This is a genomic window from Intrasporangium sp., assembly GCF_032907665.1.
Taxonomy (GTDB): domain Bacteria; phylum Actinomycetota; class Actinomycetes; order Actinomycetales; family Dermatophilaceae; genus Intrasporangium.
The window spans coordinates 11,643-25,303 of the sequence record NZ_JAJJPG010000045.1; the positions used below are offsets into that span (position 1 = coordinate 11,643).

Consider the following 13,661-nt stretch of genomic DNA (forward strand, 5'->3'; position numbering starts at 1 on the left):
ACCCCCGCCCGGTCGAGTGGCCCCAAACGCACACCCCGCCCGGTCGAGTGGCCCCAAACGCACCCCCCCGGTCGAGTGGCCCCAAACGCACACCCCGCCCGCTCGAGTGGCCCACGAGCGCGCGCTCAGGACGCCCGCTCGACCTCGAAGGTGAAGCCCTGCGTGCGCAGGCGGTCGACGAGGACCTCGCCGAGCGCCGTTGCCGGTGTGAGCACCCCGGCCCGGTCGGGCAGGCGGTCGTCGTCCATGGCCAGGGCGAGGGCGCTCTCCCCGAGCATGACGGCGGTCCCGGTGTATCCGGGGTCGAAGGGGGCGGCGACCCGCGCGACGTATCTGGCCCCCGTCGAGGTCGTCGTGCGGATCTCCATGGCGAACCGCCCCTGCGCCATCCGACCCTCGCTCGGCCCCTGCCCCGGCTTGGGCAGGAATCGGTCGAGGACCGCGCGCGTCGGCCCCCACGAGAGTCCGGCAAGCCCGCCCGTGAGTCCGATGGCCATGCCGCCGGCGAGGACGGGCGACAGGGGTCCGGACCCGAAGTCGACGACCTCCCGATACCGGAAGTCCCGACCGTAGGACCAGTCCGTCAACGTGTTCGACAGCCGGACGATGCGGGTGTTGAAACCGGCCATGACGAACGGGCCGTTCCAGCGCCCCGTCTCGGGGTGCCGTTCCACCGGCATGAGCTTGCGCAGCAGTCCGGCGGCACCGCCCGGCCGACGGGACCCCCCCTTCGGCTCTTCACCTCGGCGCGGGCTGAGGGCGTAGGGATCGCGGAGCACACGACGGACCCCGGCGTCCTCCCGTGCGGCGATCGCCTGTCGACGGGCGGAGTCAACGGTGCCTCCGCTGAACCCGCCCTTGGCGGACTTCACCGCGAGGATGGTGTCGCCGAGCGTCCCCTGGTGGTCCGCGGCGGCGCGGTTGGCCAGCAGCATGACGCCCAGGTCCGACGGGACCGAGTCGTATCCACACGCGTGGACGATCCGGGCGCCCGACCGTGCTGCCGGCTCGGACAGCTCGTCGACCGACCAGCGGACGAAGAGGACCTCGCCGGTGAGGTCGGCGTAGTGGGTGCCCTCCTCGGCACAGGCCCTGGCCACGTCCTTGCCGTGAACGGCGTAGGGGCCGACGGTGGTCGCGAGGACGACGGTGCGACGGGCGAGGTCGCGCAGCCCGGCTGAGTCCTGGGCGTCCACCTCGATGACCTCCCAGCCGGCTGCAGCGGCACCAAGGTCGCCACGGAGCGCCTCGAGTCGAGCCGTCGAGCGTCCCGCGATGCCGATCCGGGCGTGGCCCGCATTGCTCGCGAGGTGGCGTGCGGTCAGGGCGCCCACGAATCCTGTTGCGCCGAAGAGGACGATGTCGAGCTCCCGCGTCACCATGCCGACACTGTGCCATGCCGTGAACGGTCCCACCGCCCAGCCCCCGCAGCTGCCGCCTACCAGCCGTCCACGGGGTCGACGCGGACGGTCACGCTGTCGGGCTCCTTGCGGGCGGACCGGAAGGACCGCAGGGCGGCGAGCGCGTGCGTCAGCTCCTGCGTCGACTCGAGGGGGGCGCGGAGGAGCGCGTGCCAGCTCGGGCGTCTCACCTCGGCGCCGTCGGCCTCGGCCGGGGACGCGGAGTGAGGTCCCGGCGAGGGCGCCGACGGTCCTGCAGGTGCTCCTGGGTGGACCCAGGCGTCGAGCGGCATCGGACCAAGCACCTGGGCCGCCGGGGGAAGGTCGAGCTGGGACAGGGCCGCCTCCAGCGCCTCCCGGCTCGAGACCAGCTGCGCCATCCGCACCGCAGGTGGCAGTCCCAGCTCCCGCCGCTCGGACAGCTCACGGGCAGCCAACCAGGCCGGGTCCCAGCGCACCAGGGCCTCGATCGCAGGCAGCGTGACCCCTGGTGGGGCGCCGGCGAGGACGACGGTCCGGCCGGGACGGACCAGCGCGGCCGCCGCCATCCAGCGGCGCAGCGACTCGAGCGGCGCGTCGAGCACCGGGAGGTCGAGGCTCGCCCAGGCGTCGAGGAGCAGGACGGCCGCATAGCCCCCCTCGGCGACCGGTTCGGCGCCCGGGGTGGCAATGACGAGGGCAGGCTCCGCCGCAACCGTCGCGAGCACCTGTCCGGACCCGGACGTGTGAACCGGGTGGCCGGGCAGCGATCGCCCGATCTCCTCTGCGGTTCGTCGCGAGCCGGTGACCGTCGCCCGCAGCCGCGAGGAGCCACAGGACTGGCACTCGAAGCCGGCCCTCCCCAGCCCCAAGCCGCACCAGCGGCAGCGGGGCGGCGCCCCTGAGGAGCCGACGGCCACCGGGCCCTGGCATCGTGGGCACCGCACCGGGGCCCTGCAGTCCTGGCAGCTCAGGGCCGGTTGGTAGCCACGGCGTGGCACCTGGACGAGGACGGGGCCGTCACGCAGGGCGTCCTTGGCCACCCGCCAGGCGTGCGACGGAAGGTGTGCCCGGGCGGCGGGGCCGTCACGCTCCTCGTCGAGCCCCTCGCCCGCGACGACGACGCGCGGCGCTGCCGCGCGGGCGACAGCGCGGTCCGCACTCACCGGGACGACCCGGCCCGCCTCGATCTCGGCCTCGAGGCGCAGGCTGCGCACGAAGCCCCCGGCGAGCAGGGCGGCGCTAACCTGCTCCGCGCGCAACGCGAGCACGACCCCGGTGTGGTGGTAGGGCGCTCGGGGCTCGGAGAGCAGGTCGTCGCCGTCGTCCCACCATGCGACGAGACCGAGATCGTGCACGGGGGCGAAGGCCGCGGCACGCGTCCCGATCGCGACCCTGACGTGGCCCCGACGCACCTTGAGCCACGCGGTGTAGCGCGCCTGTGGACCTTGGTCGGCGGTGAGGCGGACGTGCCGGCCGCGCCCGAGGACCCGGACCAGCGCAGCATCGAGGCGGTCGACATCGCGGTGGTCGGGTACCACCACGACCGCCCCCCGTCCTCCTGCGAGGGCGGCGGCCACGGCCACTGCGATGGCCTCGGGCCAGTCCTCGTCGGGCGATCGGCTGGGCAGGGCGGTCCACGCGGCGGCGGGGGCCTGCCCACCGGCGACCCGCCGCAGCCACGCCGGGCCGGCGGGATACGCAGACCACGGACCGGGCGGCACATCGAGCGGGTCGGCGCTGCCGGGCTCCCCCGTCGCTGCCCGGTCTGTCGCACTCGCCGCGATGTCCTCGCCGGGCGGGAGGAGCGGGAGGGTCCGCTCCGCGGTGGCGTGCCGCTTCGGCACGGCGAGGCGCAGGACGTCGCTGAGGGTGCCCGCGTAGCGATCGGCCACGGCCCGGCAGAGCGCGTGGATCTCGGGGGTCAGCACCGGTTCGGGGCTGACGACCTTGCGCACCGCGGTCAGGCGGCCCTCGTGCTCCGCGGTCTCGCGTCGCTCCACGATGAAGCCCTCGAGATCCCGCCCGGCGAATCGCACCCGCACCCGCGCGCCGGGCACTGCGTCGGCTGAGAGCTCGTCGGGGACGGCGTACTCGAAGACGCGGTCCAGGTGGGGCAAGGGCGTGTCGACGACGACGGCAGCGACCGGCCCACGCTGGGCCGGTCGCTGCACGTTGTCGTTGAGGTCATCGCCCACGAGGGCGAATCTAGTGTCAGCCGGAGACGGCAGCGAGCAGCTCCTCGATCCGATCCGTGCGCTCCCACGTGAAGGCGTTCTCGACGCCGTCGGCCTTGGTCCGGCCGAAGTGACCGTAGGCGGCCGTCGGCGCGTAGATGGGGCGCAGCAGGTCGAGCGCATCGACAATGGCGGCAGGGCGCAGGTCGAAGACCATGCCGATCGCGTCCTGGATCCTGTCGACGGGCACCGTCTCGGTGCCGAAGGTCTCGATGTAGAGGCCGACCGGCTGCGCCTTGCCGATGGCATACGCGACCTGCACCTCACAGCGGCGGGCCAGTCCTGCGGCCACGACGTTCTTGGCGACCCACCGCATCGCATAGGCCCCCGAGCGGTCGACCTTGCTCGGGTCCTTGCCCGAGAAGGCCCCGCCGCCGTGCCGCGCCATGCCGCCGTAGGTGTCGACGATGATCTTGCGCCCGGTGAGGCCGGCGTCTCCCATGGGGCCGCCGATCTCGAAGCGGCCGGTCGGGTTGATCAATGAGCGGTAGGCCGACACGTCGAGGTCACTCCCTCCGGCCCGCAGCTCCTCGAGCACCGGCCCGATGACGTGCTCCCTGACGTCCGGCTCGAGCATGCCCTCGAGCGACACGTCAGGAGCGTGCTGCGTCGACAGGACGACGGTGTCGAGGCGGACGGCACGGTCACCGTCGTAGGCGATGGTGACCTGGGTCTTGCCGTCGGGGCGGAGGTAGGCCAGCTCGCCGCTCTTGCGCACCTGCGTCAGTCGCTCCGCGAGGCGGTGGGCGAGGAAGATCGGCAGCGGCATGAGCTCGGGGGTGTCGTCGCAGGCGTAGCCGAACATCAGTCCCTGGTCACCGGCGCCCTGCTTGTCCATCGGGTCGAGCCCGCCCTGGCGGCTCTCGTGGGCCGTGTCCACGCCCTGAGCGATGTCGGGCGACTGGGCGCCGATGGACACCGACACGCCGCAGGTCCGTCCGTCGAAGCCCTTCTGGGACCCGTCGTAGCCGACCCGCAGGATGGTCTCGCGCACGATCCGTGGAATCTCGACGTAGCCGGTCGTCGACACCTCGCCGGCGACGTGGACCAGTCCCGTGGTGACCAACGTCTCGACGGCGACGCGGGCCTGGGCGTCCTCGGCGAGCATCGCATCGAGGATGGAGTCACTGATCTGGTCGCAGATCTTGTCCGGGTGTCCCTCGGTGACGGACTCGGACGTGAAGAGGCGTGCGGACACGTGGGCTCCCTGGCTTGACGTGGGTGCGGTGACGGCGAGTTTAGCCGTGCGTCAGAGCAGGTCCACGACGGCGTCCAGCACCGCCTCGGCGACGACGTCCTTCGATGCCGGGCCGACGGTCCGCACCGCGTCCTCGCCACGCGTGAGCAGGTGCACCGTGTTGTCGTCCTGGCCGAAGGTCTTGTCGAAACCGACCTCGTTGGTCACCTGGAGGTCGCTGCCCTTGCGGGCGAACTTCTCGCGCGCATGCTCCAGCACCGACATCGCGGTGTCCCCCGTCTCAGCGGCGAAGCTGACGATGACGGGTCGGGAGGACCCGCGCCGGGCCCGGTCCTCGACGAGGCCCCGGACGATGTCGGGGTTCTCGACGAGCTCGACGCGCAGAGCGCCCCCGTCCTTCGCCTTCTTGATCTTGCTGTCGCTCGTCGTCATCGGCCGGAAGTCGGCGGGGGCGGCCGCCATGATGACGACGTCGGCGTCGGCCGCCGCCGCGGCCACCGCCTCCTGCATCTCGATCGTGGTCCCCACCGGGACGACGGTGGCTCCCTCCGGCGTGGGCAGCGCCACGTTCGCCGCGACGAGGGTCACCGCGGCGCCGCGGGCCACAGCAGCACGCGCGATCGCGAGGCCCTGCTTGCCGGAGGAGCGGTTGCCGAGGTAGCGCACGGGGTCGAGCGGCTCCCGCGTGCCGCCGGCGGACACGACCACCTTCAGGCCGTTGAGCCGGTCGTATGCCGCTGAGCCGGGTTCCCGTGACCCGGCGCGGTCGGCGCCCTCCCGTCCGTCTGCGTCGGCGGGCACGGCAGGCGCGAGGGAACCTGCGGAGGCGGACGACCCGGCAGGAGCGGAACCGGGCTCGCCCAGGACGGCGAGCACAGCGGCATACAGCTGCTCGGGTTCGGGAAGGCGTCCGGGGCCGGAGTCCTGGCCGGTGAGGCGGCCCTCAGCGGGGTCGATGACGTGGACGCCGCGCTCGCGAAGGATCGCGACGTTGGCCTGCGTCGCCGGGTGCAGCCACATCTCGGTGTGCATCGCTGGTGCGACGACGACGGGACAGCGCGCCGTGAGCAGCGTGTTGGTGAGCAGGTCGTCGGCGAGGCCGTGCGCAGCCTTCGCGAGCAGGTCCGCGGTCGCCGGGGCGACGACGACGACGTCAGCCGTCTGCCCGATGCGCACGTGGGGCACCTCGTGCACGCGCGTCCAGACGTCGGTGCTGACCGGCTTGCCGGACAGGGCCGCCCACGTCGGCGCGCCGACGAAGGAGAGGGCTGCGGCAGTCGGCACGACCGTCACGTCGTGCCCGCTCTCGGTGAAGAGGCGAAGCAGCGAACACGCCTTGTAGGCGGCGATGCCGCCGCTCACACCGAGGACGACGCGCATCGGCCGGGGCCGCCTCAGGCCTCGGTCGGCTCGGAGGTGAGCAGGCCGTCGTTGATCTCGCGGAGCGCGATCGACAGCGGCTTCTCGTGGACCTCGGTCTCGACGAGGGGACCGACGTAGTCGAGCAGGCCCTCCTGGAGCTGGGAGTAGTACGCGTTGATCTGACGGGCCCGCTTGGCGGCGTAGATGACGAGGGCGTACTTCGAGTCGGCGGCGGTCAGGAGGTCATCGATCGGCGGGTTGGTGATGCCGATGGGAGCTGCCTGGGTACCGGACACAGTGATCTCGTTTCGTTGGGTTCGTTGCGTGGGGTTCGTTGCGTTGAGGGTCTGGCCGCGCCGCCACGACGGCACACGACACCATCGGGACTCACCGTCCGGAGCGTCCCGATCTCATCAATGATACGAGTTCTTCGCTCGCGCGCCGAACGTCGTCGTTGACGATGACCTCGTCGAACTCCTCGCGCGCCGCCAGCTCGGCCCGCGCGGTCGCCAGACGGCGGTCCCGCTCCGCCTCGTCCTCGGTGCCCCGCCCGACGAGCCGGCGGACGAGCTCCTCCCAGTTCGGCGGCTCGAGGAAGACGAAGAGCGCGTCGGGCCACGTCTCCCGGACCTGGCGTGCCCCCTGGAGGTCGATCTCCAGCAGGGCGTCCCTGCCCTCGCGGATCGCTCGCTCGACCGGCCCGCGGGGGGTGCCGTACTTTGCGGCGCCGTGGACGACGGCGTGCTCGAGGAACTCCCCTGCTGCGACGAGCCGGTCGAACTCCTGGTCGTCGACGAAGTGGTAGTGGACGCCGTCGACCTCACCGGGACGAGGTTGGCGCGTCGTCATCGACACCGAGAACCAGACCCCGGGGAAGTGGGTTCGGACGTACGCGGCGATGGTCCCCTTCCCGACCGCGGTCGGTCCGGCGAGGACCGTGAGGCGCCCGAGCCGTCGGGGCTCCGTCCCCGTCTCGGAGGGGGGCGTCACGGTCGCTCGAACCGCCGCAACAGCGCAGCGATCTGGTTGGCCCCCAGCCCACGGACGCGCCGGGACTCGGCGATGCCCACCTCCGCCATGATCGCCTTCGCGCGGACGCGGCCGACGCCGGGCATGGACTCGAGCAGCTCGGTCACCTTCATCTTGCCGATGACAGGGTCGACCTTGCCGTCCTCGATGACCTCGGCGAGCGAGCCGCTGGAGTACTTGAGGCGGTTCTTGACGGCTGCTCGCTCCCGACGTGCGGCGGCGGCCTTCGCGAGGGCAGCAGCGCGCTCTTCAGGGGTGAGCGGTGGAAGGGCCACGGTGTGAAGTCTCCTCGCTGGGCACGCCTGGTGCCTCGCCGGTAGCGGTGACAGGGGTCAGCGCCGAACCTAGCGAGCCCGACGGCGCCCGTGCAACGCGGGCCGGTGTTGCGTGACTGGTCGCGCGCACGGCTGCCTGTCTTGGGTCCCTTGGCTGGGTGCCTTGGCTGGGTGCCTTGGCTGGGTGCCTTGGCTGGGTGCCTGTCCGGTGCCACGCGAGGGGTCGGCTCAGCCGGCCCACGCGAGGAGGGTCTCGGCGCTGCGCTGGACCCGGTCGACGAGCCGGTGGGGCTCGGGGCCGGCGGTGAGGATGTCCCGGCTCGACGCGGCGAGCACCTGGCCACGGGCCGCCCCGAAGGTCTTCTCCAGCGCAGCCACGTCGCCGCCCTGGGCGCCGTATCCCGGGGCCAGGATCGGCGTGGCTGCCGCACGCAGGTCGAGGTCGAGGTCTCGGACCGCGGTGCCCACCGTCGCTCCCACCACGAGGCCCACGTGACCGAGCTCTCCGTTGGCACGTGCCGCCGCGTTGTCGGCCGCGGCGCCGAGCACCATCGACGCCGCCACCGAGGTGTCGCCACGGCGCGCGTGCTGCACTCCCGCCCCCTCGGGGTTCGACGTCAGGGCGAGCACGAACACGCCCCGTTCCGTCTCTCGGGCGAGGTCGAGGGCGGGGCGCAGCGACTCGTAGCCGAGGTAGGGGCTGACGGTGAAGGCGTCGGCGCGGGCAGGCGCCTCGCGACCGAGGTAGGCGTGGGCGTAGGCCGTCATCGTCGATCCGATGTCGCCTCGCTTGGCGTCGAGGATCGTCACGGTGTCGGCCTCCCGCAGCTCCGTGAGGACGCGCTCGAGGACCGCCACCCCCCGGCTCCCGAACACCTCGAAGAACGCGGACTGTGGCTTGACCGCGGCGACCCGGCCGGCGAAGGCCTCGACGCACGTGAGGGCAAAGCGCTCCAGACCTGCGAGGTCGTAGGTCAGCCCCCACGCCTCGACGAGCGACCGGTGCGGGTCGATGCCGGCGCAGAGCGGCCCGTGCCTCCTCATCGCGGCTGCCAGCCGGCGTCCGAAGGTCGTCGTCATGAGTTCCTCTCCTGGCGGCGGTGCGCCGTTGCGATGGCCTCGCCCAGGGCGCGGTGGCCCGTGGAGTCGAGAAGGTCGGACAACTCGTCTCGAACGCGCGCGGGTGCGCGCGGGTCGACGAACGTCGCGCTGCCCACTTGGACCGCGCTGGCTCCGGCTGTGATCAGCTCGAGCGCGTCGCGTCCCGAGCGCACGCCTCCCACGCCGACGATCGGCACGGTGGGCACGCGGCCCTCGCGCATGGCCCGGTGGACCTCCCACACCGCGCGGACGGCAAGCGTCCGGGCCGCAGGGCCCGAGAGCCGTCCGTTGACGACAGCCGAGGGTTCTGGCGCGAGCCCGACCGCCGTCCCCCGAGCGCCGTTGCCGATGGTCAGCGCGTCCGCACCCGCCCTGACGCACGCGGCGGCGACCGCCACCAGATCGGGGGCGTCGACGGCGAGCTTGACGATGACGACCCTGCCGTCCCCCAGCCGCTCACGGACGCGTCTGACCACGGCGTCAGCGGCGAGCGCGTCCTCGTCGAAGGGGATCCCGTCGGCACTCGCGACCGAGAGGTTCAGCTCCACGCCGATGGCGCAGTCGAAGGCTGGGCTCGCACTCAGCGCCGCCGACACGGTGGCGTACTCCTCTGGGCTGCTGCCCGCGACCGACGGGAGCACGGTCGCCCCGACGGCACGGAGCCACGGCAGCTCATGCGCAACGAAGGCCGTGACACCGGGGCCTGGCAGCCCCGTGTCGGAGAGGACACCGCACGGCGTCTCGACGAGTCGGGGCGTGCCGCATCCCGCGCGCGGGGCGAGGGACACCGACGGGGTGACCACGGCCCCCAGCTCAGCCACGTCGAAGAAGCGGTGCAGCTCCCGACCGCTGCCGCCACAACCTGACGCCGTCATGACCGCGTTGCGCAGGCGGCGACCGCCCAGGGTGACGGAGAGGTCAGCCACCGACGGGTCCTGACCCGACCGCGACGGCGTCGCGTGGTGTCCGCCAGTGGCCGTCGACGAAGGCGTCCCACCGCAGGCGGTCGCCGCGCAGGACCGGACCCTCCACGCAGGTCCGGACCAGACGGGTCTGGTCGTCGGTCCCGGTGATGGGCACGACGCAGCCGAGGCACACGCCGATGCCGCACCCCGGGGGCCCCTCGATGGCCAGCTGGCTCACCACGCCCCGCTCCGCGGCCGCCGCCGCGGTCGCCCGCAGCACGGGAAGCGAACCGCAGGCGTACACCACTGCGGCACCGGTGCGGTCGAGGACCTCAGGGAGGACGTCGACGAGGTGCCCACGTTGGCCTGCGGAGCCGTCTGCGGTCGTCACGATCGCCGCGTCGCACCGGCGTCGCGCCTCGATGACCCCGAGGAGCCGGTCCTCGCTGGGTGCGCCGAGAACCATCTCGACCCGGCAGCCGCGCGCCCGCAGGATCCGGGCCAGCCAGAGCAGAGGCCCGCTGCCGCGCCCCTCGGCGACGAGGACGCAGGGCAGCGAGTCGACCGGGAGCGGGAAGCCCCGGCCCACCGGCCCGACCACATCCACTCCGTCGTGGGGTCGTCGGCTGGCGAGCCAGGCGGTGGCCGCATCGCGGGGGTGGACGACGAGCTCCACCGTCCCGCCGTAGGTGCCGCTGGGGGTGACCTCGTGGATGAGGACGAGGCGGCGCAGTGCCGGCGCCTGGTCGCCCTCCCCGACCGCGACCGCGACGAGCTGCCCCGGCGCCGCGTGACCGGCGATGCCCGGTGCGACGAGGGTCAGGTGCTGGTAGGCGCCGGCGCGCCGCGTGGCGATGACCTCCCCTCTCTCCTGCGTGACCCGGGACCTCCTGACCACCCGCGTCGCGTCGTCGCCGCTCCCCGTCACACCTGCGACTCCGCCCCGTCGTGCGTGGAGTCCCCCGCGGGCCGCGCGGCCTGCCCGAGCAGGTCCAGGTCGCGGGCATGCTCCTGGAGCGACGTGACTCGCAGGTCCTCCGTCAGGTGCGACTCGATGCCCAGCACCGCGGCGGCCAGGGTGGCGATGGTCGTGATGATCGGCAGGTCCGCGCTCGTCGTGGCCGCCCGGATCGCGTAGCCGTCGGCGCGGGCGTCCTGACCGGAAGGCGTGTTGACCACCATCTGGACGGTGCCGTCCTGGATGAGCTCGACGATCGACTTCTCGCCCTCGTGCTCGCGCGTTCGCTCCGTGAGCTTGCGCACGAGCGTCGCCTCGATGCCGTTGCGTCTGAGGACGGCGGCCGTGCCCGCCGTGGCGAGGATCGTGAAGCCGAGGTCGACGAGGCGCTTGACGGGGAAGAGCATCGCACGCTTGTCCCGGTTGGCGACGGACACGAAGATCGCACCCGACCGGGGCAGGCCGCCGCCGATCGCGAGCTGCGCCTTGGAGAAGGCGCCACCGAAGTCCCGGTCGATCCCCATGACCTCTCCGGTCGAGCGCATTTCCGGACCGAGGATGGAGTCCACGGCGAGCCCCTCCGGCGTCCGGAAGCGCTTGAACGGGAGCACCGCCTCCTTGCACGAGATCGGGGCATGGTCCGGGAGGGAGCCCCCGTCACCGGTACGCGGCAGGATCCCCTCGTCGCGCAGCTCGCGGATCGTCGCGCCGAGCATGACCCGAGACGCTGCGCGGGCCAGCGCGACACCGGTCGCCTTCGACACGAAGGGCACGGTCCGCGACGCACGCGGGTTTGCCTCGATGACGTAGAGGATGTCCTGGGCGAGGGCGAACTGGACGTTCATCAACCCTCGCACCCCGATGCCTTCGGCAAGCTTGCGCGTGGCGACTCGGACCCGCTCGAGCTCGGCGTCGCCGAGGGTGGCCGGCGGGAGGGTGCACGCGCTGTCTCCCGAGTGGATCCCGGCTTCCTCGACGTGCTCCATGATCCCGCCGAGGTAGAGGTCCTCGCCGTCGAAGAGCGCATCCACGTCGATCTCGATCGCGTCGTCGAGGAAACGGTCCACGAGGATGGGGTGCTCCGGGGATGCCTCGGTCGCCTTCTCGACGTAGGTGACGAGGGAGTCGTCGTCGTAGACGATGACCATGCCCCGCCCGCCGAGGACGTACGAGGGCCGGACGAGGACCGGGTAGCCGATCTCACGAGCGACCTCCAGGGCCTCCTCGGCGCTGAACGCCGTCCCGTGCTTGGGCGCGATGAGCCCAGCGCGGGCCAGGACCTGTCCGAACGCGCCGCGGTCCTCCGCGAGGTGGATCGCGCCGGGTGAGGTCCCGACGATGTGGACTCCCTCGTCGGAGAGAGCCTGGGCCAGGCCGAGAGGGGTCTGGCCGCCGAGCTGGACGATCACCCCCGCGATGGGACCGGCCTGCGCCTCGGCATGGATCACCTCGAGCACGTCCTCGAGGGTGAGCGGCTCGAAGTAGAGCCGACTGCTCGTGTCGTAGTCGGTGGACACCGTCTCGGGATTGCAGTTGACCATCACGCTGTCGTAGCCGGCGTCGCGGAGCGCGAAGGAGGCGTGGACGCAGGAGTAGTCGAACTCGACGCCCTGCCCGATCCGGTTGGGGCCGGAGCCGAGGATGATGACGGCGGGTCGTTCGCGCGGCGCCACCTCGGTCTCCTCGTCGTAGGAGGAGTAGTGGTACGGCGTGGTGGCAGCGAACTCCGCGGCGCAGGTGTCGACGGTCTTGTAGACGGGACGCACGCCGAGGGCGTGGCGCACGCCTCGGACGACGGCTTCGGGCATGCCGCGCACGGCGGCGATCTGTGCGTCGCTGAAGCCGTGCCGCTTGACGAGTCGGAGCAGGTCCGGCGTCAGGGTCGGGGCCGTGGCGAGCATCTCGGCCACGTCGTTGATCAGCTGGATCTGGTCGAGGAACCACGGGTCGATGCCGGTGGCCGCATGGACGTCCTCGACCGTGCACCCTCCGCGCAACGCCTGCTGCACGAGGACGATCCGCCCGTCCGTCGGAACCCTGGCCTGCTCGAGCATCCGGGTGGCAGCCGCCTCGGTCACCTCACCGGTCCAGTGGAAGGGCGCGTCCTTCTTCTCGAGGGAACGCAGCGCCTTCTGCAGTGCCTCGGTGAAGTTGCGGCCGATCGCCATGGCCTCGCCGACGGACTTCATCGTCGTCGTCAGGGTCGGGTCGGCTGCTGGGAACTTCTCGAAGGCGAAGCGTGGGACCTTGACGACGACGTAGTCGAGTGTCGGCTCGAAACTCGCCGGCGTCTCCTTCGTGATGTCGTTGGGAACCTCGTCGAGGGTGTAGCCGATGGCCATCTTCGCCGCGATCTTGGCGATGGGGAACCCGGTCGCCTTCGACGCGAGTGCGCTGGACCGGGACACCCGGGGGTTCATCTCGATGACGATGACCCTGCCGTCCTCCGGGTTGACGGCGAACTGGATGTTGCAGCCCCCGGTGTCGACGCCGACCTCGCGGATGACCGCGATGCCGATGTCCCGTAGCCGCTGGTACTCCCGGTCCGTGAGGGTCAGGGCCGGGGCGACGGTGATCGAGTCACCGGTGTGGACACCCATGGGGTCGAGGTTCTCGATCGAGCACACGACAACGACATTGTCCCGGTGGTCACGCATGACCTCGAGCTCGTACTCCTTCCAGCCGAGGATCGACTCCTCGAGGAGCACCTCGGTCACGGGCGAGTACTGCAGTCCGGCACCGGCGATCCGGCGGAGGTCGTCCTCGTCGTAGGCGAAGCCGGAGCCGAGACCGCCCATGGTGAAGGACGGGCGGACCACGACGGGATACCGGAGGTCCTCCGCTGCGGCGAGGCACTCGTCCATCGAGTGGCAGATGATCGACCTGGCCGACTCCGCGCCGCACCGCTCGACGACGCCCTTGAACTTCTCGCGGTCCTCCCCGAGCTGGATCGCCTCGACGTTCGCCCCGATGAGCGGGCAGTCGTACTTCTCGAGGACGCCGTTCTCATGGAGGGCGATGGCGCAGTTGAGGGCAGTCTGCCCGCCGAGCGTCGCGAGCACCGCGTCCGGCCGCTCCTTGGCGATGATCGCCTCGACCACCTCGGGCGTGATCGGCTCGACGTACGTCGCGTCGGCGAACTCGGGGTCGGTCATGATGGTCGCCGGGTTGCTGTTGACGAGGACGACGCGGATGCCCTCCTCGCGCAGCACGCGGC

11 protein-coding genes are annotated in these 13,661 nt (G+C 72.2%); all 11 read right to left on the reverse strand.

Annotated features, from left to right (window positions below; translation table 11 throughout):
• Positions 1–125: 125 nt before the first annotated feature.
• Positions 126–1,382, reverse strand: a complete 1,257-nt coding sequence (locus tag LOY02_RS08915) for a saccharopine dehydrogenase family protein (RefSeq protein WP_317181997.1) — start codon at positions 1,380–1,382, stop codon at positions 126–128.
• Between the two features lie 56 nt (positions 1,383–1,438).
• Positions 1,439–3,577 (reverse strand): primosomal protein N', encoded by a 2,139-nt coding sequence (locus LOY02_RS08920; protein WP_317181998.1) that lies wholly within the window; start codon positions 3,575–3,577, stop codon positions 1,439–1,441.
• A 16-nt stretch (positions 3,578–3,593) separates the two neighbouring features.
• Positions 3,594–4,814 carry a methionine adenosyltransferase gene (gene metK, locus LOY02_RS08925; protein WP_317181999.1) on the reverse strand — a complete coding sequence of 407 codons (1,221 nt, stop codon included), beginning with the start codon at positions 4,812–4,814 and terminating at the stop codon, positions 3,594–3,596.
• Between the two features lie 51 nt (positions 4,815–4,865).
• The gene (locus LOY02_RS08930; RefSeq protein ID WP_317182000.1) at positions 4,866–6,194 is read right to left on the reverse strand and encodes a bifunctional phosphopantothenoylcysteine decarboxylase/phosphopantothenate synthase; all 1,329 of its coding nucleotides are present in this window, start codon (positions 6,192–6,194) and stop codon (positions 4,866–4,868) included.
• Positions 6,195–6,208: 14 nt separating this feature from the next.
• On the reverse strand, positions 6,209–6,472 hold the full coding sequence (gene rpoZ / locus LOY02_RS08935) for a DNA-directed RNA polymerase subunit omega (protein ID WP_317182001.1): 264 nt from the start codon (positions 6,470–6,472) through the stop codon (positions 6,209–6,211).
• 91 nt (positions 6,473–6,563) lie between these two features.
• Positions 6,564–7,166, reverse strand: coding sequence for a guanylate kinase (gmk, locus tag LOY02_RS08940; protein ID WP_317182002.1), 603 nt, complete (start codon positions 7,164–7,166; stop codon positions 6,564–6,566).
• Positions 7,163–7,480 carry an integration host factor, actinobacterial type gene (gene mihF / locus LOY02_RS08945; RefSeq protein ID WP_317182003.1) on the reverse strand — a complete coding sequence of 106 codons (318 nt, stop codon included), beginning with the start codon at positions 7,478–7,480 and terminating at the stop codon, positions 7,163–7,165. Before mihF ends, gmk begins: the two co-directional genes overlap by 4 nt.
• Positions 7,481–7,708: 228 nt before the next feature.
• The gene (gene pyrF / locus LOY02_RS08950; protein WP_317182004.1) at positions 7,709–8,560 is read right to left on the reverse strand and encodes an orotidine-5'-phosphate decarboxylase; all 852 of its coding nucleotides are present in this window, start codon (positions 8,558–8,560) and stop codon (positions 7,709–7,711) included.
• On the reverse strand, positions 8,557–9,507 hold the full coding sequence (locus LOY02_RS08955; protein WP_317182005.1) for a dihydroorotate dehydrogenase: 951 nt from the start codon (positions 9,505–9,507) through the stop codon (positions 8,557–8,559). The genes pyrF and LOY02_RS08955 overlap by 4 nt, the downstream gene beginning before the upstream one ends.
• Positions 9,500–10,414 (reverse strand): dihydroorotate dehydrogenase electron transfer subunit, encoded by a 915-nt coding sequence (locus LOY02_RS08960; RefSeq protein ID WP_317182006.1) that lies wholly within the window; start codon positions 10,412–10,414, stop codon positions 9,500–9,502. The genes LOY02_RS08955 and LOY02_RS08960 overlap by 8 nt, the downstream gene beginning before the upstream one ends.
• Positions 10,411–13,661, reverse strand: a 3,251-nt coding sequence (gene carB, locus LOY02_RS08965; RefSeq protein ID WP_317182007.1) for a carbamoyl-phosphate synthase large subunit, incomplete at its 5' end; no start/stop codon positions are given. The genes LOY02_RS08960 and carB, both read right to left, overlap by 4 nt.

What these genes read in the sequence shown, in the direction of transcription:
- LOY02_RS08915 (WP_317181997.1), bottom strand. Translation starts at nt 1,382, where the DNA reads ATGGTGACGCGGGAGCTCGACATCGTCCTCTTCGGCGCAACAGGATTC.
- LOY02_RS08930 (WP_317182000.1), bottom strand. Translation starts at nt 6,194, where the DNA reads ATGCGCGTCGTCCTCGGTGTGAGCGGCGGCATCGCCGCCTACAAGGCG.
- pyrF (WP_317182004.1), bottom strand. Translation starts at nt 8,560, where the DNA reads ATGACGACGACCTTCGGACGCCGGCTGGCAGCCGCGATGAGGAGGCAC.